This is a genomic window from Dyadobacter sp. SRI_021 (genome assembly GCF_057586235.1).
The window spans coordinates 206,996-229,544 of record NZ_JBYCZM010000005.1; the positions used below are offsets into that span (position 1 = coordinate 206,996).

Sequence of the window (22,549 nt, forward strand, 5' to 3'; positions counted from 1 at the left end):
ATTTATGAAGAAAGTATTCCAAACCAACCTGTACCGGACTTCCCGGAACTTGATGCTTTCGGCAGGTGCCCTGCTGATGGCAACCTTTTCGACCAAAGCTGACAACGCCCCCCTCGCCTCGCCGATCGAAGGGCGCTGGGACATTTCCGTAGATGCAAACGGCAAAGTATTACCGTCGTGGCTGGAAGTGCGCCACTCGGGTACCAAAACACTCGTAGGCCAGTTTACAGGCTTCTCGGGCAGCGCGCGGCCTATTTCCGTGATCCATTTCAAAGAAGGCAAATTCGATTTCGCGATCCCACCGCAATGGGAACGCGGGGAAAATGACCTAAAAGTGGAAGGAACCGTTTCGGGTGATGCCATCACAGGATCATTGACCACCCCCGATGGAAAAACGTATAGCTACAAAGGCGTGCGCGCACCATCACTGCGCGGAAAAGCTGCACCTGCCTGGGGAACACCCATCAAGCTGACGGCCGGTAACGAAATCAAAGGATGGCATGCAACCGGCGAAAACCAGTGGGTTGCTGAAAACGGCATTCTTCGCAGCCCGAAATCCGGCGCCAACCTGGTAACCGACCAGAAATTCGGCGATTTCAAACTGCACATCGAGTTCCGCATTCCAAAAGGCAGCAACAGCGGCGTGTACCTGCGCGGTCGTTACGAAGTGCAAATCACCGATGGCAAAGGCATGGAGCCGGCCCTCGACCAGATGGGCGCTATCTATGGTTTCATTACGCCTAGCGAAATGGTAGCCAAAGAAGCGGGGGAATGGAATACATTCGATATTACATTGGTAGGCCGCATGCTCACACTCGTGGCAAATGGCAAAACGGTGATCAGCAACCAGGAAATCCCCGGCATCACCGGCGGTGCATTGGATAGCAACGAAGGCGAACCAGGCCCGCTCTATATCCAGGGCGACCACGGCCCGGTGGAATACCGCAACATCGTGATCACACCAGCGAAATAATCACCCGTCCGTACCTTCAAAAACCGCTATCATTCCTTGCAGCGATGCCCTGGACATGGTAGCGGTTTTTTTTGACAAAATCATCAAATCATAACCCCTGCGTAACAACCGGTAACGGTACCGCCGGTAATTTTGACGTCCTAAACTCACAGATTAAATGGATTCGAGAAGAGATTTTTTGAAAAAAGCGGCTCTGCTCGCAGGTACGGGCGCGATGGCGAATACACTCCCGCCTGTGATACAAAAAGCCCTGGCGATCGACCCCGCACCGGGCAGCACATTTTATGATGCCGAGCACATCGTATTTCTGATGCAGGAAAACCGCTCGTTCGATCACCAGCTCGGTATGTTGCAAGGCGTACGAGGCTTCAACGACCCACGGGCGATCGACCTCGCCGATAAAAACAAAGTATGGTTTCAAACCAACAAAGCCGGCGAAACTTACGGGCCTTTCCGCCTCAATGTGAAGGATACCAAAGTCGCCTGGATGGGCTCTATTCCGCACGGCTGGACCGACCAGACCGACGCCATGAACAATGGCAAATACGACCGCTGGCTCGACGTCAAAGCCCCTCGTAACAAACAATATGCGCATATCCCGCTCACTATGGGCTATTGCGACCGTTCCGATTTTCCGTTCTATTACTCACTTGCCGATGCATTCACCGTTTGCGACCACAATTTCTGCTCGAGTATTACCGGCACCCACCCGAACCGTTACTACTGGATGACGGGAACCGTGCGCGAGAAAAACGAGCCGGCCGGCCTTGCGCATTTGTGGAACATCAGCAACTATGAATACCCAGAGCTCGAATGGAAAACCTACCCCGAACGCCTTGAAGAACATGGTATCAACTGGAAAGTCTATCAGAATGAGCTCACGATGGGTTATGGCCTCAAAGGCGAGGAAAGTGCCTGGCTCAGCAACTTTGGTACCAATGTATTGGAGTATTTCAAAGCTTACAATGTGCGGTTCCACGAAGGCGGGATCGCCAATCTGGAAAGCAAGCGGCAGGCGATTGTCCAAACTATTGCCGATCTCGAAAAAGAGGCGGCTACCGATTCCCGTGTGGTTACGAGGCTTGCTGCGGCCAGGAGATTATTAAAAAACATCGAAACGGCACAAACCAAATTCAATAAGGATACGTACGCCAGCCTTTCGGACAGGGATAAGAAACTGAACGACAGGGCATTCTGCACTAATATAAAAGACCCGCATTTCCACGAACTGACATCGATGCAGTATTCCGACAATGGGACTGAAAGGACATTGAGCGTACCGAAAGGCGATGTGTTCCACCAGTTTCGGGAGGATGTGAAGAATGGCACCTTGCCGACCGTCTCCTGGCTGATGCCGCCTGCGCATTTCTCGGATCACCCGGGCGAGCCATGGTTTGGCCCGTGGTATGTAAGCGAGGCAATGGAGATTTTGCTGCAAAATCCCGAGGTTTGGAAAAAGACCATTTTCATCGTGACTTACGACGAAAACGACGGTTATTTCGATCATTTGCCGCCATTTACAGTTCCTAATCCTTACAAAGAAGGTACTGGCAAGGTGTCTGCCGGCATTGATCCTAAGCTGGATTTTGCATTAGCCGATCAACAAACCAACCCTTCGGCCGACCCTGCCAACATTCGCGAGGGTTCCATTGGCCTGGGCTACCGCGTGCCGATGATCATCGCTTCCCCTTGGTCGAGAGGCGGCTATGTGAATTCAGAGGTATTCGATCACACTTCTTCACTCCAATTCCTCGAAAACTTTCTGGAAAAGAAGTTTAATAAAAAGGTGAACGAGGAGAATATCACCCAATGGCGCCGGACCATCTGTGGCGACCTCACGTCGGTATTCAGGCCCCACAACGGTGAGAAGATTGAAAAACCGGTTTTTCTGGAACAAAAGCAGTTCATTGAAAGCATTCACCAGGCGCAGTTCAAAGAGGCTCCCGAAAATTTCAAAAAACTCGGCGCATCTGACCTGGCTGTGTTGAACAACAACCCTCAAAACTCTGCACTATTTCCGGTTCAGGAAAAAGGCGTTCGCCCGGCTTGCGCGTTACCCTACGAACCATTTGTGAATGCACAGCTCAGCAAAGGTGGTGATGTGCTGCAACTGTCGTTTAAGGCAGGTAACCAGCTTTTCGGCGCAAACGCCAGCGGCATTCCTTACCGGGTGTATGCGATGAAACCCTACCGCAACGAAGCGCTCCGCTCCTGGGATTACAGCGTTGCTGCCGGCGACAGGCTCACTGACGATTGGCAACTGGCTGATTTCGAAAGCAATGCTTACCACCTGCGTGTATACGGCCCGAATGGCTTTTACCGCGAGTTCATCGGCAATGCGGCCAATCCGAAGCTGAAAGTGAGCTGTGAGTACGAAGTAAAATCGGATAAACCGACCGGCAATGTGCTGGTAACCATTGAGAACCTGGATTCGAAACCACACGCCGTAAGGATTGCAGATAATAGTTATAAAACCGGGGTCAAAAACAAGACATTCGCCGTCGGCGGAAAGGCATCGCTTGTCCTGGATTTGGGCAAATCATTCCATTGGTATGATTTCAGCGTGAAAGTCCAAGGTTATGACAGTTATGAAGAACGTTTCGCAGGACACGTTGAAAACGGCGCCGTTACGAAAACCGACCCATTGATGGGCGGCATGGTGTAGTGTATACATACCCCCAAATACACTCGGTCTTAGCATGTAACAACAAAACGGCCGGGAACACAACGCTCCCGGCCTGATAGATTTGTCGATGAAATGTAATCCGACCGCTACTTCTTAAACGGGATCATTGCACGCACCCTCTCGTCGCGCAAGTACAAACCCGCCCACACAAGCACTCCAAACACTGCTGCAAAATACAGTGGCTGTCCAGCGCGCACCATTACCGCGATCGCTCCGCCAAGGTAACCAGTGATCAAAATGGCTCCCAGAATGCATGTACGAGGAATAATGTAAAGGATGGTGGAGATCAGCAATGCGATCCCGATGCTCTGCACCTGGTCGGCCGGCCAACCCAGTGCAACGGAGCCTTCCATATGGTGCGATTCCTTAAATACCTTACCTAGTGCGTCGAACAAGAGGAACAAAACACACAGCGCGCTGATAATCTTGCCGGCAAGTGCGGCCTTATCGGTACGACCTTTTGCCGCTGGGGTAACAAATGTTGCTTCCATGATTTCTTTTGGTTTATACAGGTTTTGTTTGATTGATTGGTTGATACAAAACTAATAGGTACCAAAAGGTCGGGCGCTGTGTAATAACGGCAGTATTAGGGGGCATTTGCGCCACTACCAGAACGTTATATGCCTAATCAGGTACAATTAGATTCGTTTCTACCGCGTTGTAGGTTACAAAAAGTAGAAATTATTAGTAACTTGCTTATATCTGAAATTCAAACGTAGCCCGCAAAACCTGAAATATGAAAGAACCGATCATGCAGGATCATATCCTTGCTGCAAGCATTCGCAATGGCGACATACCCTCTTTCACAAGGGTTTACGAAACCTACCACGCCTACTTGTTCCGCTTTGCATTACGGTTTTTGAAATCCACAGAGCATGCCGAAGAAGCCGTACACGATGTATTCCTGAAACTATGGGAGAACCGCGATGGATTGAACAACGAATCCTCGCTGAAATGCTACCTGCTTAAAATCTGCAAAAGCCACATTTTCCACACGCTTACGCGCGCAGGCAAAGAGCAGGCCGTGCTGCAACTTTGACCATTCCGAACCGGGCCAGATCAATGGATAAAGAAATTCATATCAGGAACCTCGTTTACAAATACATCTCGAACCAATGCGGCGGTCGCGAGCAGGACGAACTGCTCCGGCACCTGCAAACGCCGGCAGGCAAGTGGGTTTTTGATGAAGTAATGACTTCGGAAGCCGGTAAAATCTTTACAAAAAGCGAGGAGATCGAACCTGCGGTATCCAGCCGACTTCTGGGACGCTTGCGACAAAGTATGGTCGCGGAAGAAGCCCTAAGCCAACAATCTACTCCCTTCTACCGCAAAAGTAGTTTTATTCAAATTGTAGCAGCCGCATTGTTGGCGCTGGCCGCGCTGGCGTTGTACTGGTTCACGGCATAAGCCGAACCAGTCCTACTTTTTAAGATATTCATCTGTAAAATGCGTCCTGGCTTTGGGCTGTGCGAATTTCTCATTGTTATAATTCTGCGATTTTCCACGCGGGATCGAAAGCGACGACCATTTTTCATCCAGCGCCATTTTCCCGATGAATACGATCTGTCCGACATGATAGGGATAATGCGCCAATTGCCGGTTAATGGCTTCCATAACCGAATGCCCCTGATTCCGGATATAAACAACGGTGTCCCAATTCGACGCATTCAATGAATCCAGTGCATCGAAAAGACAATTCCAGCCCTCGTTCCACTTCGCCAACAGATCGTCGCGGCCATGGATGTCGTTGTCGAATTCAGCGTCTCGGTTACGCGATTCCTTTTCGCCGTCTGTTGTCAGGAAATCAGTCCATCGAGACAGCATATTGCCCCACAAATGCTTCACGATACTGGCGACGCTATTACTTTCCTCATTGTATTTCCAGAAAAGCTGTTCGTCGCTGAGCTGCGCAATGGTCTTTTCACCCAGCATTTTGTAGTACTCAAACTGCTTTCTGACACTGTCGATGTATTCCTGGTTCACGGCCCTGTGGTTTTGAGGTTGATTTGTATTACACCAAATTACTAATTGCTATTGACTAATACGAACCCGGATCACTTCTCCGTAGGCTACTTTAATATCGAAAATATCGGTCAGCGCTATCTCGTTGACGATCGAAAGAATCAGCCGGATCACACCTGCGTGCGTCACAATGGCAACTTTCTTGTATTGAAATAGCCCTAATTCCGCCCAGAACTCGCTCACACGGGCGCACATCTGCATCATGCTCTCGCCTCCGGGGATACATACGTTCACATAGTCGTCCATCCAGGCTTGCAATGCCTGCTGATCGACAGCGTCCCAGGTTTTGCCTTCCCATTCCCCGAAATCCAGTTCCTGCAAGCGGTTATCAACCACATATACGGGTGAAATCGCCCCGGCAAGCTCGGTACATCGGAATGCCGGACTGGAATAGGTTACTTCAAAATCCGTATCGAGCTGCGAGCGTACGGCAGCCAATTCGGATTCAAAATCGGCATGCAGTAAAAGTTCTTTCCGCCCGTAAATCAGCCCAGGCTCGAAGACTGGCTTCGTGTGGCGAATCAGATAAACTTCCATAACACGACGATGTAAAAGTAGAATGCAACTTCACAAACCTGTTGAATGGCGCCCAGGCAGTCGCCGGTATAGCCGCCGATCCATGTTTTGAAATATCGCGCCAGCAGGATCGTGATCACCCCTAATACCAGAATGGCTACCAAAAGTTGCGGTTGGCGCAGATACACAACCATCCCAAACAAAGGCAAAATTCCAAACGCAACGGCCGAAATAAGCACCGAAAAAGGCGGTTTCTCAGCAACGGGCTTTGCTTTGCTATCGGTATCACGCGAGTAAGGGAGCATATAAATGACAAAAACCGGCATAAGCCTGCTCAACGCGTGCCCGCTAATCAGCACGCCAATGACGGCACTTTCCTGGCCAACAATCGATTGCAGCAGTGCGAACTTCAATGCAAGAATTAATATCAAGCCCACGGAAGCATAGGTACCTACGCGGCTGTCTTTCATGATTTCCAGGATCTTTTCACGCGTCCATCCGCCTCCGAAACCGTCACACACGTCCGCAAAACCATCTTCGTGAAATGCGCCGGTCAAGAGAATGGAAATGGCCATGGAGCACAGAACGGCTATCGATGGGTTCGTGAGGTAATCCGCCACGGCCCAGACTATTCCGGCAGTCAGGCCTACAATCCAGCCAACGAGCGGCAGATAAGCTGTCGCCAGACTCAGGTTTTCAGGCCGGTAAACCAGCCACTTCGGCGCAGGCAACCGGGTGTAGAATTGCAGTGCTGTGAAAAACAGATCCAGCTGATGACGAACGTAGGACATCGGTTATCGATTTTAAGCAGACCTCTCCGTTTTCTGGCTTACGCCTGCACTTTCAAAACTCGCCATTTCATTCAGAAACGCAACCGCACTTTGCAGCAGTGGATAAGCGAGCGCACAGCCAGTCCCTTCCCCGAGACGCATATCCAGTTTTAACAATGCATCTGCGCCCATTGATTGAAGCAGCAGACGGTGTCCTCTTTCATCGGATTGATGGCAAAAAACCGCATATCGCTGAACCGACGGGTCTATTTTAAAAGCAGACAAATAACTGACAGATGCAATAAAGCCATCCACCAGCACAAGCATGCCCAACCGCGCAGCTTCCAGCATCGCACCGCACATCATGGCGATCTCAAACCCGCCGAACGTAGCCAATACCGATTCAGCATCGTTACGTACATGCTGATGATGTTCCAACGCTTTGGTGAGTACTGCTATCTTTCTGCCCAACTGCTCCTCGTCTAATCCCGTGCCCCTCCCTACGCATTCGGATACGGGGATATTCAACAAGCGGCTCATGATCGCCGACGCCGAAGAGGTGTTTCCAATGCCCATTTCACCAAAACCAATCACATTACAGCCCGTCTGCTGCACTTTCCGGACTAGCTCGGCTCCTTTTTCCAGACATTGACGGCATTCGGCGTTAGTCATCGCGGGTTGTTGCGCAAAGCTTTTAGTACCAAAGTTGACCTTTGCGTCGACCAGCCTTTCATTTTGACCAAAATCATAATCCACGCCTGCATCTACCAACAACAGGTTAATGCCATGCTGCCGTGTAAAAACATTGATTGCCGCGCCACCGCCGATGAAGTTGAGCACCATCTGCGGGGTAACCTCCGACGGATAGGCACTCACACCCTCCGAGGCTATCCCATGACTGGCTGCAAAAACAATGATATGCGGGTTGACCAGCTCCGGCGACAACGTATCTTGTACCGAAGCAATCTGAAATGCCAGTTTTTCAAGAATCCCCAAAGCGCCCTGCGGCTTGGTTTTTAAATCAATTTTCGCTTGAATTTCCTGACTGGTAATCGTAGCGGTATGCATAGTTATTGGATTGTTTTTAAGATTAATGGAAGTCCCGACACCAGCATAATCGCCTCTTGTGCAGCAGCAGCCACATACTGATTGGCCCAGCCTTGCAAATCGGTAAATTTCCGGCCGACTTCGGTTTCTGCATGGACACCCATGCCTATTTCGTTGGAAATGATGATCAAAGTGGCATCAACAGTCAATAGCGCATCGACTTCTGCTTTGAATGCCGCCAGCGCTTTTTCAATATCGTATTCAAACGCGACAAACAGATTGGTCAGCCACAATGTAACACAGTCGACCACAGCTACTCTTCCGGCCAGCGGCAACAGGTGAATATCCCGCTCGCTTTCCAGCGCTGTCCATTCCGGCCCCCGCTCGTCCTGATGCCGTTTCACCCGTCGGGCGAAATCCTCGTCCCAAATCCTGGATGTAGCCACATATACCGGATTAGCACTTTTTTGTAAAGCGAGATCCATCGCAAACCTGCTTTTACCGCTCCGGACGCCGCCGGTCACATAGATGATCATGACGGTTCAGCGTTTTTGAAACGCTTGTATAAAAACAGTTGCCATTTTTCTTCCGCCACCCCTGCTTTGTCCATCTCGGCACGAGCGAGCGTGAAAAACAGGTCCGAAAGGCGGTTGATATAGGCCGGGATCGCTTCATGCACCTCATCGGTTTTGATCAGCGACACCAACCGGCGCTCTCCCCGGCGCATTTGCGTACGTGCGATGTGGCAAAGTGCCGATACCTCATTCCCGCCCGGCAGCAGAAAATAGTCCGAAGGCGAAGTCATAGCAGCTTCCAGCGCGTCGATCCACTCCTCACAAAAAGCGGCGCCATCCACCGGCATCGGGTTTTTATTCTCCTTTTTGGCATCCGATGGCCGTGCCAGGTGCGACATCATATCCATCAGGTCCTTTTGGATTTTATGCAAATTGGACTGCCATTCATGCCCGGCACCGAGCTTTACCCGTAAAAGCCCGATCGTCGAATTCGCTTCATCGAGCGTCCCGATGCATTCGATGCGCACATCGTCCTTGCTCACCCTGCTCCCGCCAAATAGCCCGGTGGTGCCTTTATCGCCCTTTTTGGTATATATTTTCATTTAATTAATTGATTTATAATAGATCAACTCGTGATTCGGTAATAGCTCCGGGTGGATAATACGGATCAGATCGGCCAGTACCAAATGCGGGTTTACCGCGCCGGACTCCCAGTAATCGTTGGCCCCCTGCGCATTCATGCGTTTGTTATAGCTGTAAATGTGATTGGTTTTAAATGCCTTGAAATCCGCATAACGGATATCTCGCGCGAGGACGTCCTTCTTCGTCTGTACATTTCCGATACTTACATTCAGCCAGAAGTCGGCCTGCAATGCAATGGGATAAACGGTTTCAAAACTGAGTGGCAAGCTTCCGGTTGCCTTTGTTCCGGACCAATGATACGAGGCGCCCGCGTCCTGGAAGAAGCGGTTTACGTAACTATCACCATTTGGAACATTCCACGCGTCTTTGGAATTCATTCCGGTAATCAGGCTCGGGCGCATTTTTAGATTTTGGGTCAGACGGGCCAGTCGTTCGTACTCTTGCTCGACGTTAGCGAACTTCCTATTCACTTCCCCTTCCTTATTGATCAACGCTGCCAGGAGTTTCACCCACTCCGCCCTACCCAGCGGCGTCGTTTCCACCCATTCCGAATTGACCATTACCGGTATCCCCGCCTGATGCAGTGATTCGTAACGGCTAACCTTCGAAACGGGGTTCCCTGTCGCCATAATGAGGTCCGGATGCATGCTTACCAGCAGTTCCTCATTGAGCCCCTGATCCTTTCCTACTTCGACAACCTTGCCCAATTTAATGCGATCAAGTACTTTGGCGGAAGAGACATATTTGAGGTTACCCATACCTGTAAGAATATCCTCACAATCCAAAAAGCCAATCAACCCGATGTGCAGTGACGACATTGCCACCATGCTTCGCACGGGAATTTCGATGAGCTGGCTGTCTTTGTACCCGATCGGTCGCGGCTTTCCACGTTGTACCAGCACATACGTGAGCGTGTCCGTCGATTTTTCGAACGGGCTCATGATCTTGACTACCTTGTAATATTTATGATAAGTAATTTTAAAGCCTTTGGCGTGGGCCACTTTGGCTTTTTCAGGAAACAGGTCGGGGCCTGAATAATGGGAATCGCCTTTTTCGTAAAGCGATGACGAAGTGCTGCAACTAGCCAACAAGCGGCACAGCAGCAGGGCTGCAAGTATTTTTCTGATAATCATGTAGTCACCGGCCTTTCTTCCGAAAGCCATATTAACAATGTTTGCAGGCAGGTCTTCTGACTCGTTCAGGTCGTTGGCGCCTTCCCGGGTTAGTGAGTGAATGAGTCAATGAATGAATGACTGAATGCTTTTTAATTACAAACATTCACTTATTCACTCATTCGCACATTCACTCATTGTAATCCCAGTGGCACAATTGCCAGGACCGTTAGTGAACTTACAGCAGCGGAGACTGTTCCGGATTCCCACCGGATTCCCTTTTAATCACGCATGACGCGTGTACCTGGATGACCGCAAAACTAGCAATATTTTATTGGTTATCATTGCAGAGTTTCATTTACACACACGCTTCATGCAACGCGACGACACTCTCTGGAAATCGATCCTGGAAGATATTTTCGAAGATTTCCTGCTCTTCTTCTACCCGAACGCAGCTTCCTATTTCGATTTCTCCAAAGATTTCGAATACCTCGATAAAGAGCTGGAACAATTATTCCCGCCGGAGGATAATTCGTACCAGACCCGCTTTGTAGACAAACTTGTAAAAGTGTATTGCCAAAACGGCGACAACGAATGGATACTCGTGCACATCGAGGTGCAGGGCTACCATGATCCCCATTTCAATCGCCGAATGTTTACTTATTACTCCCGGATACTCGATAAGTATGACAAACCTGTCACGGCATTCGCCATTTTCACGGAGAACAATGCGGCGTTTAGGCCTTGTGAATATTACAGGGAATTTATGGGAACGAGTATTTTGTACAGGTTTAACGCATTCAAAATCCTGGAACAAGACGAGCAGATGTTGCGGGAAAGTGACAATCCGTTTGCTGTAGTGGTGTTGACGGCTCTGATTGCATTGAAATGCAAACATATTACCGAGGACGAAATACTTGCTATTAAATTAACACTTGCCAGGAATCTTCTCGGCAAAGGATTTTCAAAGAGAAAAATCTCTAAGTTAATGAATTTTCTTCGCTACTATATCCGCTTTGAAAAGGTTGAAGCAATCGCTAAATTTGACCATATCATCAGTCACTTAACTAATCGATCGACGACAATGGGTATCGAAGAATTTCTGTTGGATAGAGCAAAAAAAGAGGGGGAGAACAACAAAGCAACAGAACTAATAACCAATCTATTAAGAGAAACGTCGTTCACAGTAGAGGTAATCGCACGTCTGGCGGGTGTATCGCCCGAATTTGTAACCGAAATCAAACTGGGCAAGACATCTCGACTGTCCAACTGACCAGGATAACTATCAGCACCATCGCCAAACAGGTCCGCTGATTGACACTTGCCGCTCTTGCGATTTCCTGCGGTTCAATTACCCGGTCATTCTCCCCGATAAACGGCTTGTCGACTACCTGCCCGTGATAGACATTCGCCCCGCCGAAGCGGCAATCCAAAATCCCAGCTAATGCTGCTTCGGGATACCCGGCGTTCGGGCTTTTATGTCTGTGCCCGAATTTGAAGACAAATCGCAATCCACGCCTGCTTCCTGTCACTAAAACCATCAGCAAGGCCGTCAGCCTGGCAGGCATAAAATTTGCCACATCATCCAGCCTTGCCCCAGATTTCCCGAACCATTCATAGCGCTCGCTGCGGTAACCCAGCATGGAATCCATCGTATTGATCATCTTGTAAGCCATCATACCCGGAACGCCTGCCAGAGCATAGTAAAAAAGCGGTGCTACCACGCCATCACTGAGATTTTCGGACATTGTTTCCAGCACTGCAACGCGTATTTGCTGCGCATTCAGGTTTGAGGTATCCCTGCCTACAATTCTTGAAAGTTGCTTCCTACCTGCTTCCAAGCCTTCATTTTCCAGCGCTGAAAATACCGCCCGCCCCTCCGCGATAAGCGAATGGTTGGCCAAACCATAGTAAACAAAAATACCATTGATTACCAGATACATTGCGGGTGTGTGCAGAAGCAATGCGTTAAGCCCGTAAAAAAAGTAAAACACCAGCACTACCAGGGTTATGCTCAACATGGCCCCTTTCAGAAACCGGAAGCGGCCACGATTCAACCATTTCTCACCCAGCGCAATTGCGTTACCAAATACTCGTACGGGGTGTGGCCAGTTGTCGGGGTCGCCCAGCAGGAGATCGAGCAGGTAACCTGCGATTAAGGGGCAGATTAGTAGTATAGTGCCTGCCATTCTTTCAATGCACTTTTCATCTTCTCGTTATCATCCGGCCGCTGCGTAGCGAGGCGGAAATGCTGCCGTGTGAGGCCGCGGAAGTTGCCTGCGTCGCGGATCAGCAAGCCATGTGTTTCGATCAGAAAATCTTTCAACTGAGCGGCATTCCGCACCAAAGTTCTGACCAAAAAGAAATGCGTATCGCTTTCCAGCACTTCAATGCATTCCAATTTCTGCAATTCTTGAACGAACGTTCTTTTATCATTCAGGAGTCGGGAAACCGCGGGCTGAATCCGGTCGAAATGATCGTAAATGTAATGCCCCGCCGCCATCGCCAGCGTATTGACCGTCCAGGGTTGTTTGATATTCATTAATGAATCAACAATTTCTTCCCTCGCCAGTAAATAACCAAGACGTAACCCCGGAATTGCGTAAATCTTGGTGAGTGAACGCATAATCAACAAGTTTGGAAACCGAGCCATCAGCGAAACAGCCGAATCCGCTCCCTCAGTGAAATCAATAAATGCCTCGTCAACTGCAAAAAGGCATTGCGGGTTCAGTTTGAGCCAATATTGTAAGTCACTAAAAATAAGCCCGGTAGGATTATTCGGATTACAAATAAATACCAGATCGGTTTTCAATCTTGGCAATTCCAAAGCCTCCTGCCAGCTCAAACTGGCTATTTCATGCCCGAACGATAGGCATGCGTCTTCATATTCTGCAAATGAAGGCGTAACAATCGTCGTCCGTTTCCCGGAGAACAATTGCGCGATCAGGTAGATGCTTTCGGTCGTGCCGCTGCATACCAGCAACTGCGCTACCGACATTTGGTGACGTCGTGCGATCTTTTCCCGCAAACTCTCTGCCAGTACCTCAGGATAACGGTTTATTTCACTCCATTTTTCGAAAACATACGCTTTCAAACCGGCCGGTTCGCCTTCATACCAGACATTCGTACTGAAATCCGCGATGATCTTGCTGCCGTAACGATAGCCGTCGTCGCCGTGCCCGTGTAACATATCCTACTTTGCTATACTATTGTAAATCAACTCCATATTAATATTTTGACGCAGCAAATCCGCCAGTTTATCATATTGCTGTTCCTTAAATTGCTGATAGTCGTACCGCATACCTTCCTCTTTGGTATAAGGGGCCAATACGTGGTCGATTACCACCTGATTGTCCAGAATACCGTGAAGATAGGTACCCCAGGTACGTGCATCGCGGAAGTACCCGTCGTGGCGGCCGTTAGAGAATGTGGCAACGGCCTCCCCGGGCTGCAATGCGATGGTTTCGCCCATGTGGATCTCATAGCCCGAACATGGCTCCTCGCTTTGGCGGAACCGGAATGCACACTGCAATGTCGTTTTCTCAACTTGCAGTGTGGTTTTCACAGGCAATAACCCCAGCCCGGGAAATTCTTCGATATCGCTTTCGACATGATGAGGATCGAGAATGCGCTCACCAAGCATCTGGTAGCCCCCGCAAATGCCGATAACGGTCTTGCCAAGCTTGTGCGCATCATAAATGGCTTTCGCGACACCGCTATTTTTCACGGCCAGCATGTCTTCGATCGTATTTTTACTTCCCGGGATGATGATCACCGAGGCTTTGGCAATTTCTAAGGGTTCATTGGTATAATACAAATTCACCCGCGGATCTTTTTCAAGGCGGTCGAAATCAGTGAAGTTCGAAAGCCTTTTCAACAGGATCACCGCCACATTCACTTTACCTTCTACCGCCGACCGGTATTTGAGCTCCAACGAAACAGAGTCTTCCTGTTCGATGTAGATATCTCTGAAATAAGGTAAAATACCCATCACTGGCAGCCCCGTCAACTCTTCAAGCATTCTTTTACCTTCTTCAAACAACCGGCCGTCTCCCCTGAACTTGTTGATAATGATGCCCTTCATACACGCGCGCTCCTCAGGCGTGAGCAATGCGATGGTGCCATAAACACTCCCGAAAATTCCGCCTTTATCGATGTCAGCGATCAGATACACAGCCGCCCCGGCGTGTGCAGCCATTCTTAGATTCGTAATATCCCGATGTTTGAGATTAAGCTCCGAAATACTCCCCGCTCCTTCCATAACAATCGGCGAATACCTGGCAGCAAGCCGATCGAACGCGTCCTTAACGGCTGAAAACAACGCTCTGCGATCGTTAGCCATAAAGTACTGATAGGCCGACTGGTTCCCGACGGGTTTGCCGTTCAAAATGACTTGCGAAGTCTTGTCGTTCGTCGGTTTGAGCAACACGGGATTCATGTCTGACTCACAGGGGACTTGCGCTGCTTCCGCTTGCACGGCTTGCGCCCGCCCAAGTTCGAGGCCGTCGGCCGTTACAAAGCTATTGAGCGACATATTCTGCGCTTTAAACGGCGCCGGCTGGTAGCCATCCTGCTTGAATATCCTGCAAAAACCAGCTGTGATCACACTTTTACCTACATCCGAGCCAGTTCCTACGAACATAATAGGACGTAATTTCTTGGTATTCATTTGCATTTAGATATCAATACGGCCTGCGATAGAACCCGTGATTTCATTGACTGAAAGTTCCTGAAGCAATAAATATTCCCCGCCCAGCGCTGCCGCGAGTTCCTTTGCTTTTCCGTAACGGACATAGCCGCCTTCCGTATCCAGCACTAATGCGGGATGTTTCAGACTTCCAGCGAGGTGTAATGATTGCGCCCATGCATCCCCGCCCGCGCCGGGCAGAGGTACATTAGCCTTCCCATCACTTAATATCACCAGAAACGGTTGAATTCGTTCGCTTTTTACGGCAGAACTGAGCATTTTCCCTGCCAGTTGCAATGCATGCGGCAACGGTGTGCGGCCTCCTGCCGGCAGTTTTTCCAATGCCTGTGCCGCAAGCTCTATACTTCGGGTGGGTTCGAGCAGCACCGTCGCTTCCACACCGCGGAAACTAATCACAGCCACCATATTACGTTTCTGATACGCATCTTGCAGCAAATTCATTACGCTTCCTTTCACAGCCTCCATTCGCTTGCCCGCAACCATTGAGCCGGAGGCATCTACCACAAAAACAATGAGGTGACCGGCCTTCCCATTTCTGACTTTCTGATGCAGGTCCTGCCTGCCGATATGCAGTTGGTCGGGATCGCGTGCCAAGGCGTGCAGTATTGTTTCAGTCAAGGCAATATCCGTAGTGGTATCGCTTTTAACAGCCCGCACCTGGAAACCTTTCTCACTTTGCCTGGCCTTAATTGCACGACCATTCGTTGAATCTGGCATGGTAACAGGTTCAACATTCGGCAATTCTGGAATATTCATTCTAAAATCAATCCCAGCGACAGTCTCATTGCCGCCGCTGTCATAATTTTCTTCACTACATTCCCTTTTTTCCTCATCACTTACCTCAGTTTTTGTGTGATTTGAAGGTTGAATGCCAGGCTGTGCAGCATCGTCTTGCTCTGAATTTTTCTGACTATCGTCCGGGGACTGACTGGTTTGTGGCGGCAGTGCCTTTTTCCCCTTTCTGTGGCTCAAAACCAGCTCGGCTCCTTCGCGTATGTCCTGCGGAGTTACCACTGCCCGCCCATTCAATGCGGCAATGGTAATCGCTGTTTTGTATAGCACAATGTCGGCACGCAGGCTGCTCACGTCCCATTCAATGCATAGCTGGCTGATCATTTTAAGCAACCCGTCGGGCATTTGCACAAGCGGCAGCAAAGCCCTGGCCCTGCTTATTTCTTCCCTCACAACTTCCTGTGCATTCGCCCAGTGATTCGCAAACGTCACTGGATCGCTTTCAAATGCAATCCTTCTCCGCACTACCTCGGCCCTGCTCAACACATCGGTTTGGGACCCTACTTCCACCATGAGTCCGAAGCGGTCCAAAAATTGCGGGCGCAGGTTTCCTTCTTCCGGGTTCATTGTCCCGATCAGGACAAACCGTGCAGGATGGCTCACCGACAATCCTTCCCTCTGAACCATATTAACCCCCGAGACCGCCACATCCAGCAGCACATCCACCAGGTGATCGGCCAGGAGATTTACCTCGTCTATATATAAAATTCCTTCGTGCGCGCTCGCGAGCAGGCCTGGGAGCAATTTTTTAGTTTTATTGGAAAGGATCGCCTCGACGTCCAGACTGCCAAGTACCCGATCCTCGGAAGCGCCCAGCGGCAAATCGACGAATGGTACCGGTTCGCCCGAATGTGTCAGCACCGGCATTACTTCCGCCAATCCCCGTACGGCGGTGCTTTTCGCTGTGCCTTTTTCTCCCTTGATCAGCACTCCGCCGATGCCGGGATTGATCGCACACAGCAGCAATGCTTTTTTCAGTTTCTCTTGCCCGACAATCGCGGAAAACGGGTATAAATTCATTTCAATATTCATTTAAAAGGGCATTATTCGCTTCTGGACTCCAGCAGCGCCTCGCTTTTGAGATACAAATCCTTTAAGCCTTCCAACGCTTCTTCCGACGGCTTTTCCCAAAGTCCCCGCTGCGCCGCTTCGAGCAGGCGCTCAGCAATGGCGTGAAGCGCCCACGGGCTGTTTTCTTCAAAAAACTGCTGCATAGCAGCGTCCAGCGCGTAGGTTTCGGCGACCTTTTCGTACATCCAGTCATCCACCACACCGGCCGTAGCGTCATAACCAAAAAGGTAATCGACAGTGGCGGTGAGTTCCAGTGCACCTTTGTAGTGGTGCTTTTTGATGCTTTCGATCCATTTAGGATTCACGACACGCGACCTGAAAACACGCAATGTTTCTTCTTTCAAATCCCTTACTACCGGTCGCGCAGGGTCCTGCGAATCACCAAAATAATGCCTGGGCTGCTGGCCTGTCAAGTTACGGATCGTGGCGATCATCCCGCCGTGAAATTGCAGATAATCGTCGCTATCGAACAGGTCATGTTCGCGGTTGTCCTGGTTATGCAATGCTACTTCCACGCCTGCAAGCCGCTGGGTGAACTCCTTGCGGGCGTCCACCCCCTGCGCATTGCGCGAGTAAGCATAACCACCCCAATTAATGTACGCCCGCGCAAAATCATCATCGGTTTGCCAATTCTTTTCGTTGATCAAAGGCAATATACCGGCCCCGTAACTGCCGGGCGCGGCTCCGAAAATGCGGTAGGCAGCCCGCTCTTCGGCCTGCTCTATGGATAATGCATCGTCTCTTTGCAATTCGGCGAGTTCTTTTAAATAATGCTTTTTTACAAAATTCTTTTCCAAAGGCTCGTCTGCTGCGATCACCATCTGTACTGCCTCATCCATCAACTCGATCAGATGCGGAAATGCGTCCCTGAAAAAGCCACTGATACGTGTCGTCACGTCGATCCGGGGACGGCCGAGTTCATCCAACGAAATGATTTCCAAACCATTTATCCGCCGGCTTCCTGCCTGCCATACGGGCCGTACCCCCAGCAATGCCAGTACTTCGGCCACATCGTCGCCATGCGTGCGCATGGCACTCGTTCCCCAAATGCTGATGCCGACACTCTCAGGATATCTGCCGGTCTCCTTCCAATGGCGATCCAATACCTCCCTGGCCAGTTGCTGCCCCACTTCCCAGGCCGCTTTGGAAGGCAAGACCCGCGGGTCGACGGCGTAAAAATTCCTTCCCGTAGGCAGGATATGCGCCATCCCGCGCGTAGGCGCGCCACTCGGGCCGGCAGGCACGTACCCACCCGAGAGACCATGCAGGAGATTAGTAATTTCTTCGTCCGTGCGTGTCAGATTCCCCACAAGCTCCTCTGATATGAAACTGAGTATCTTGCGAAGACCAGCCAGCTCGGGTAAATTCGGATTGCGTTCGATCGACTCAAATAGGACCCGGTCAATGGCCGACTTGTCAAATCTGTAATGCTCAAACAGCCTGACAATATGCGCCGCCATTTCATCTAGCACTTCCAGCGCATCTGCCCCCGTAACAACCGACCGACCGGCCCATACCGCCAGGGCATCTGCCGGCGTACGGAGTTTTTGACCTTTTAGTTGATAAAGTGTCTCAATATTAAGACCATATACATTTGCCAAAACAGCCTGCATTCCCGGCACAGGCCCGTTTGGAAGCCGGGTGAGCGCTTGCAGCATATCAAGCAATGCGTCCCCTTCCGGCATTTCACCCAGCGTATGCAATCCATTCCGGATTTGCGCGGCACCGAGTTCGCACAAATAACCGTCGATATCCTCGATCAAATGCGCGATATCCTTTCCTTCCATTTCCGACAGGCTGACCGGCACCCCCTCGGGTGTCATATCGTCGTCCCAGTCATGCTTATGATCCCCGTGATCGCGGCTCAACATGGCCGCAAGATCAGCGTCGAGGTTGGTTTGTTTGATCAGATTCCAGATTTGCCTTTGCAGCAAGGGCAATTTGGAAGGGTCCAGGCTTTCAACCTGATAATATTCATCCACCAATTGCGTGAGTTGCGCCAATTCGCCGTAGGTATCTGCTGAAGTCATCGGAGGTGTCAAATGGTCGACAATGACCGCGTGCGCGCGCCGTTTGGCTTGCGAACCTTCGCCAGGGTCGTTGATGATGAATGGGTAAAACAATGGTAAATCGGCCAGGAATGCGTCCGGGAAGCAATTCTCCGATAGACCAATCCCCTTTCCGGGCAGCCATTCCAGCGTCCCGTGCTTACCCACATGTACAATGGCATCGGCTCCCCAGCCGTCGCGAAGCCATCGGTATAATGCGTAATAGTGATGCGTAGGCGGCAAATCGGGCTGGTGATATATCGCATCGGGATCCATGCCATAACCCCGTGGTGGCTGCAATGCCACAAATGCATTGCCCAAATTGAGCCCGGCCAAGGCAATATGGCCTTCATGTACGTAGGTTTCGCCGGGAGGTGGCCCCCATTTTTTCAGCATCTTTTGCCGTGCAGCTTCGGGTAGTTCCTCAAACCAACCCGCATATTGCACAGCGGAAACGCTGGCCGCAGCCTGCGCGAGCTGGCCTGGTGTCAGGAAATCCTCATCATAGGCACACAAGTCTATCAATTTGTGAATCAGCTCTGTACCCGTCGCAGGCAGGTCGTCTATCCGATAGCCTTCGTCCTGCATTACCCGCAGGATATTCATGAGCGAAGCCGGCGCGTCCAGCCCTACCGCATTGCCGATCTGTGATGCTTTGGTATTGGAATTGGTCAATATGAATGCAACCTTTTTATCCGCATTCTTCAAATGTCTTAAACGTGCAAACCTGATAGCTAAGCCAGCAACCCGATCGATCCGGTTATCCAATGGCTCATACCCGCGCGTATCTTTCGCTTTCTCCTTAAATGAAACGGGGACGGTAATAATCCGCCCGTCAAACTCCGGAATAGCTACATTCATCGCCGTATCGAGCGGGTTAAGTCCCCGCGCCGAGGATTCCCATGGCCCGCGCCCCATACCGCTCGTGATCGCCTGCAAAACCGGCACGTTCAGGTCCAGCAATGCCCTGGAAGGGGCGCTCCCCTGCCCTACTGGCTGTATATCCGTCATCGCAAACGAAATCGTATTCACCAACACATCAATTCCCATCCCCGCACCCGTTTCGAAAAATTCAAATGCCAGCGGCTTGCCGGTTGCGGTATTGACCGATTTGAGCGAAGATGTAAACACAGGCAGCACATTCACACCACGTTCCTCGAGAGCGCGGATCATCGCCTCCACGAACTGAGTGTTCCCGCTCAACCAATGCGCCCTGTAAAAAGTAATACCTACTATCGCCAGGGCCGGATTACGGTATTTCAGCCAGTCGGATACGTCGGCAAATTCGGGCAAATCGGGATGGTAAATACCTTGCTCCGGCAAGTTTACAGGTGCCTCTGCGCCAAAACCGGTCATCAGTAAGTGATCAGAAAGGTAGCTCAGGAGCGAAATCAGGTTACTATAACCACCCGCCTGTAAGTAGGCCAGGGTTTCATGCAAAATATCGGGTGAAACCGTCGATACGGCCGCAAATTCGGGGTTCAGTTCTCCGGTACCGCTCACCACGATCAGGTGCTGTCCACGCTGGCCGGCCAGTTTTACCAGCTCATTAAACCCGGGAATGCTGCTCAACCGCCCGTGAATGCGAATAATGATGATTTTCGCTTCCGCAATTTCACGTTGCAAAAGCTGCTGCATTTGCTCTTCGCTTTTGATCGCCATCAGGCTGATACCAGTCGTCTTGGGAAAATCATCCGGCAAAAGCTGCATGGCGCGGTCGAGCGTGAGCAAATCCGTATCCGCATGTGTGAGGAACACGATTCCATCGGTAGGAATGGCGGTTTGCCCCAATTCGGTTGAAGTTTCGGAACCTTTCCAGGTATAAAACTGAAATACATATTCGGCCAGATCCGAGGGCGGCACCAGGTATCGGTCGGCCTTAACCATACTTTCGATGTAGTCAAAAATCGCGATGATCTGCCATTCGTAATTGATCGAATGGAACCACACCGAGTGACCGTCGAACAAAAGCGTCACTACATTCGCCAATGTGCACGGGCCCAGACAACCGCCCTTCGTCATGTGTACGACGTTCCGCAGTTTCCGTCTCAGCCACTCATTTTTATACAATTCCACGGGAATGGGCGCATATCCGCGATCGACGCGCCCGCAGCAGCATGCATTGTAGCAATAGGAAAGATGCCCGCGCCGCTGCACGAGGTTAATGGACTTTCCGTCAGATCGGGTAATGCGCTGGCGTTTCATTGTGGGCTGTCGGCTTTCGGCGGTCGGCCGTCGGCTTTTTCTGTGGTTTGGTCGATGAGGTGTTGAATGAATTCGGGCTTGTCGGCCCAGTAGAAATGCGTATAGCCGGCAAAGGTGTTTTTCATTCTAAAAAACTGTGTATCAACCGGCATCCCCCTTGCATTAGTCATTGGTGCAAGCGACGCCTGCGCAAATGGCTCTTTCAATGAAGAGTAGTGAAATTCATGACCTTTGATTTCCAGACCATCCCAATGCATAGCCCGGTAGCCGAGCGTCACCTTGGCATGTTGGAGCGTAGTTGCCAGGTCAAGCACGCCGGCCATTTTGAATGCAGTGCCTTTGCTATCGACAATCTCCCTGCCCAGGTACATCAGCCCACCGCATTCCGCATAGGTCAATCCTCCGCTTTCACAATACTGCCGAATACTTTCCAGCATCGATAGGTTTCCAGCCAATTGTGCCGCAAACAGCTCGGGATAACCGCCTGGCAGGTAGACCAGGTCGGTTTCAGGCAAGGCTTTGTCATTCAAAGGACTGAACCACTGCACTTCTCCGAAGGTGCGCAGGCATGTGATATTTTGGTGATACAAGAATGAAAAAGCCTCGTCTTTCGCGACGGCAATGCGCAGGTCCCGGGAATTATCTTGTAGGTGTGGTTGATTTTCCTGATTCAAAACTGGCTCATTTTCGCCGCTACAACCGACGGCAGTAAGTTCCAGCAACCTGTCCAGGTTCACTGTCCGCGGGATAATCTCTGCCAGCCTTTGGATAATCTGTTCATAATCTGTTTCTGCGGAAATGTGCAGGCCCAAATGCCGGGAAGGAATATGCAGCTCCTCATTTTTAGGCAAATACCCCAATGCTTCCACGCCGGCGTCCGCACATGCATCCTGTAAAAACCGGTAATGCGATTCGGTATTGACGAAGTTGAAAATCGCACCTGCCACGCGGATTCCGGGATAGAAATTCTTCAACCCGTAAATCAGCGGAGCCGCCGAATAGGCCATCGACCGCGCATTGATCACCAGTACCACCGGAATATCCAGCAATGCAGCGATCTCGGCGCTGCTGCCTTTCATTTTGTCGGCACCGTCGAAAAGTCCCATCACGCCCTCGGTCACGCTCACATCCGCACGCGACGCATAATGCGTATACACGCCGCGCATATGCGCCTCCGAAGCCATAAAAGTATCCAGGTTCAACCCCAGCCGACCGGCGGCAGCCGTATGGTGGATCGTATCGATATAGTCCGGCCCGCATTTGAACGCCTGCACACCCAGCCCTCGCTCCCGCAACGCACGCAGTAGCCCGAGGGTCAAAGTAGTCTTGCCCGAATTACTGGACGGCGCGGAGATTAGAAAACTGGATTTTGGGTTAGTCATGAGGTTACTATCTTCTGGACACCTATTTTCTTTTGAGTTAAATCCCTATCATTTTTGATT

General features: G+C 50.6%; 19 protein-coding genes and 1 riboswitch. Of the genes, 5 read left to right on the forward strand and 14 right to left on the reverse strand.

The features are described from left to right. Nucleotides 1-4 precede the first annotated feature (4 nt). Both AC2YIT_RS16980 and AC2YIT_RS16985 read left to right on the forward strand, forming a co-directional pair. Nucleotides 5-973, forward strand: a complete 969-nt coding sequence (locus tag AC2YIT_RS16980) for a 3-keto-disaccharide hydrolase (protein WP_487279934.1) — start codon at nt 5-7, stop codon at nt 971-973. Nucleotides 974-1,130: 157 nt separating this feature from the next. Continuing rightward, nucleotides 1,131-3,638: a phosphocholine-specific phospholipase C gene (locus AC2YIT_RS16985; RefSeq protein WP_487279935.1), complete on the forward strand. Its 2,508-nt coding sequence runs from the start codon at nt 1,131-1,133 to the stop codon at nt 3,636-3,638. 107 nt (nt 3,639-3,745) lie between these two features. Here AC2YIT_RS16985 and AC2YIT_RS16990 read toward each other — a convergent pair whose 3' ends face one another. After that, nucleotides 3,746-4,150: a DoxX family protein gene (locus AC2YIT_RS16990; protein ID WP_487279936.1), complete on the reverse strand. Its 405-nt coding sequence runs from the start codon at nt 4,148-4,150 to the stop codon at nt 3,746-3,748. A gap of 245 nt (nt 4,151-4,395) precedes the next feature. Between AC2YIT_RS16990 and AC2YIT_RS16995 the strand changes: the two genes are divergently transcribed. Beyond that, nucleotides 4,396-4,698: an RNA polymerase sigma factor gene (locus tag AC2YIT_RS16995; protein ID WP_106596662.1), complete on the forward strand. Its 303-nt coding sequence runs from the start codon at nt 4,396-4,398 to the stop codon at nt 4,696-4,698. Nucleotides 4,699-4,721: 23 nt separating this feature from the next. Further along, nucleotides 4,722-5,066: a hypothetical protein gene (locus AC2YIT_RS17000; RefSeq protein ID WP_487279937.1), complete on the forward strand. Its 345-nt coding sequence runs from the start codon at nt 4,722-4,724 to the stop codon at nt 5,064-5,066. Nucleotides 5,067-5,078: 12 nt separating this feature from the next. Here AC2YIT_RS17000 and AC2YIT_RS17005 read toward each other — a convergent pair whose 3' ends face one another. The 7 genes from AC2YIT_RS17005 to AC2YIT_RS17035 all read right to left on the reverse strand — a co-directional run bounded on the left by AC2YIT_RS17005 (nt 5,079) and on the right by AC2YIT_RS17035 (nt 10,334). Beyond that, on the reverse strand, nt 5,079-5,642 hold the full coding sequence (locus tag AC2YIT_RS17005) for a DUF1572 domain-containing protein (RefSeq protein WP_430848937.1): 564 nt from the start codon (nt 5,640-5,642) through the stop codon (nt 5,079-5,081). A 48-nt stretch (nt 5,643-5,690) separates the two neighbouring features. Continuing rightward, nucleotides 5,691-6,218 (reverse strand): alpha-ribazole phosphatase, encoded by a 528-nt coding sequence (gene cobC, locus AC2YIT_RS17010; RefSeq protein WP_487279938.1) that lies wholly within the window; start codon nt 6,216-6,218, stop codon nt 5,691-5,693. Further along, nucleotides 6,203-6,988: an adenosylcobinamide-GDP ribazoletransferase gene (locus AC2YIT_RS17015; protein ID WP_430848941.1), complete on the reverse strand. Its 786-nt coding sequence runs from the start codon at nt 6,986-6,988 to the stop codon at nt 6,203-6,205. Before AC2YIT_RS17015 ends, cobC begins: the two co-directional genes overlap by 16 nt. Before the next feature lie 12 nt (nt 6,989-7,000). After that, the gene (gene cobT / locus AC2YIT_RS17020) at nt 7,001-8,035 is read right to left on the reverse strand and encodes a nicotinate-nucleotide--dimethylbenzimidazole phosphoribosyltransferase (RefSeq protein WP_487279939.1); all 1,035 of its coding nucleotides are present in this window, start codon (nt 8,033-8,035) and stop codon (nt 7,001-7,003) included. A gap of 2 nt (nt 8,036-8,037) precedes the next feature. Further along, nucleotides 8,038-8,550 (reverse strand): bifunctional adenosylcobinamide kinase/adenosylcobinamide-phosphate guanylyltransferase, encoded by a 513-nt coding sequence (locus AC2YIT_RS17025; RefSeq protein WP_487279940.1) that lies wholly within the window; start codon nt 8,548-8,550, stop codon nt 8,038-8,040. After that, nucleotides 8,547-9,131 carry a cob(I)yrinic acid a,c-diamide adenosyltransferase gene (locus tag AC2YIT_RS17030; protein WP_430848947.1) on the reverse strand — a complete coding sequence of 195 codons (585 nt, stop codon included), beginning with the start codon at nt 9,129-9,131 and terminating at the stop codon, nt 8,547-8,549. The genes AC2YIT_RS17025 and AC2YIT_RS17030 overlap by 4 nt, the downstream gene beginning before the upstream one ends. After that, a complete protein-coding gene (locus AC2YIT_RS17035) occupies nt 9,132-10,334 on the reverse strand; it encodes an ABC transporter substrate-binding protein (protein WP_430848949.1) in 1,203 nt (400 codons plus the stop codon). It abuts the gene before it with no gap. Then, nucleotides 10,334-10,606, reverse strand: a riboswitch (cobalamin riboswitch). It overlaps the preceding gene by 1 nt. Nucleotides 10,607-10,656: 50 nt before the next feature. Here AC2YIT_RS17035 and AC2YIT_RS17040 point away from each other — a divergent pair. Continuing rightward, nucleotides 10,657-11,556: an RpnC/YadD family protein gene (locus AC2YIT_RS17040; RefSeq protein WP_487279941.1), complete on the forward strand. Its 900-nt coding sequence runs from the start codon at nt 10,657-10,659 to the stop codon at nt 11,554-11,556. Here the strand turns inward: AC2YIT_RS17040 and cbiB are convergent. The 6 genes from cbiB to AC2YIT_RS17070 are packed head-to-tail and all read right to left on the reverse strand — an operon-like array spanning nt 11,522 to nt 22,489. After that, nucleotides 11,522-12,472 carry an adenosylcobinamide-phosphate synthase CbiB gene (gene cbiB / locus AC2YIT_RS17045; RefSeq protein ID WP_487279942.1) on the reverse strand — a complete coding sequence of 317 codons (951 nt, stop codon included), beginning with the start codon at nt 12,470-12,472 and terminating at the stop codon, nt 11,522-11,524. The genes AC2YIT_RS17040 and cbiB overlap by 35 nt on opposite strands. Further along, nucleotides 12,451-13,473 carry a pyridoxal phosphate-dependent aminotransferase gene (locus AC2YIT_RS17050; protein ID WP_487279943.1) on the reverse strand — a complete coding sequence of 341 codons (1,023 nt, stop codon included), beginning with the start codon at nt 13,471-13,473 and terminating at the stop codon, nt 12,451-12,453. The genes cbiB and AC2YIT_RS17050 overlap by 22 nt, the downstream gene beginning before the upstream one ends. Before the next feature lie 3 nt (nt 13,474-13,476). After that, nucleotides 13,477-14,952 (reverse strand): cobyric acid synthase, encoded by a 1,476-nt coding sequence (locus tag AC2YIT_RS17055; protein WP_487279944.1) that lies wholly within the window; start codon nt 14,950-14,952, stop codon nt 13,477-13,479. A 6-nt stretch (nt 14,953-14,958) separates the two neighbouring features. Next, complete coding sequence (locus AC2YIT_RS17060) at nt 14,959-16,803, reverse strand: magnesium chelatase subunit D family protein (RefSeq protein WP_487279945.1); 1,845 nt, start codon at nt 16,801-16,803, stop codon at nt 14,959-14,961. A gap of 23 nt (nt 16,804-16,826) precedes the next feature. Next, nucleotides 16,827-21,107 carry a cobaltochelatase subunit CobN gene (gene cobN / locus AC2YIT_RS17065; RefSeq protein WP_487279946.1) on the reverse strand — a complete coding sequence of 1,427 codons (4,281 nt, stop codon included), beginning with the start codon at nt 21,105-21,107 and terminating at the stop codon, nt 16,827-16,829. After that, nucleotides 21,104-22,489, reverse strand: coding sequence for a cobyrinic acid a,c-diamide synthase CobB (locus AC2YIT_RS17070; RefSeq protein WP_430848963.1), 1,386 nt, complete (start codon nt 22,487-22,489; stop codon nt 21,104-21,106). The genes cobN and AC2YIT_RS17070 overlap by 4 nt, the downstream gene beginning before the upstream one ends. Nucleotides 22,490-22,549 lie beyond the last annotated feature (60 nt).

Bases quoted from the DNA above. Each gene is read 5' to 3' on its own strand.
- AC2YIT_RS17060 (WP_487279945.1), bottom strand. From the start codon at position 16,803: ATGAATTTATACCCGTTTTCCGCGATTGTCGGGCAAGAGAAACTGAAA.
- cobT (WP_487279939.1), bottom strand. From the start codon at position 8,035: ATGCATACCGCTACGATTACCAGTCAGGAAATTCAAGCGAAAATTGAT.
- AC2YIT_RS16990 (WP_487279936.1), bottom strand. From the start codon at position 4,150: ATGGAAGCAACATTTGTTACCCCAGCGGCAAAAGGTCGTACCGATAAG.
- AC2YIT_RS17035 (WP_430848949.1), bottom strand. From the start codon at position 10,334: ATGGCTTTCGGAAGAAAGGCCGGTGACTACATGATTATCAGAAAAATA.
- cobC (WP_487279938.1), bottom strand. From the start codon at position 6,218: ATGGAAGTTTATCTGATTCGCCACACGAAGCCAGTCTTCGAGCCTGGG.
- AC2YIT_RS17055 (WP_487279944.1), bottom strand. From the start codon at position 14,952: ATGAATACCAAGAAATTACGTCCTATTATGTTCGTAGGAACTGGCTCG.
- AC2YIT_RS17025 (WP_487279940.1), bottom strand. From the start codon at position 8,550: ATGATCATCTATGTGACCGGCGGCGTCCGGAGCGGTAAAAGCAGGTTT.
- AC2YIT_RS16980 (WP_487279934.1), top strand. From the start codon at position 5: ATGAAGAAAGTATTCCAAACCAACCTGTACCGGACTTCCCGGAACTTG.
- AC2YIT_RS16985 (WP_487279935.1), top strand. From the start codon at position 1,131: ATGGATTCGAGAAGAGATTTTTTGAAAAAAGCGGCTCTGCTCGCAGGT.
- AC2YIT_RS17050 (WP_487279943.1), bottom strand. From the start codon at position 13,473: ATGTTACACGGGCACGGCGACGACGGCTATCGTTACGGCAGCAAGATC.
- cbiB (WP_487279942.1), bottom strand. From the start codon at position 12,472: ATGGCAGGCACTATACTACTAATCTGCCCCTTAATCGCAGGTTACCTG.
- AC2YIT_RS17015 (WP_430848941.1), bottom strand. From the start codon at position 6,988: ATGTCCTACGTTCGTCATCAGCTGGATCTGTTTTTCACAGCACTGCAA.
- AC2YIT_RS17070 (WP_430848963.1), bottom strand. From the start codon at position 22,489: ATGACTAACCCAAAATCCAGTTTTCTAATCTCCGCGCCGTCCAGTAAT.
- AC2YIT_RS16995 (WP_106596662.1), top strand. From the start codon at position 4,396: ATGAAAGAACCGATCATGCAGGATCATATCCTTGCTGCAAGCATTCGC.
- cobN (WP_487279946.1), bottom strand. From the start codon at position 21,107: ATGAAACGCCAGCGCATTACCCGATCTGACGGAAAGTCCATTAACCTC.
- AC2YIT_RS17040 (WP_487279941.1), top strand. From the start codon at position 10,657: ATGCAACGCGACGACACTCTCTGGAAATCGATCCTGGAAGATATTTTC.
- AC2YIT_RS17000 (WP_487279937.1), top strand. From the start codon at position 4,722: ATGGATAAAGAAATTCATATCAGGAACCTCGTTTACAAATACATCTCG.
- AC2YIT_RS17030 (WP_430848947.1), bottom strand. From the start codon at position 9,131: ATGAAAATATATACCAAAAAGGGCGATAAAGGCACCACCGGGCTATTT.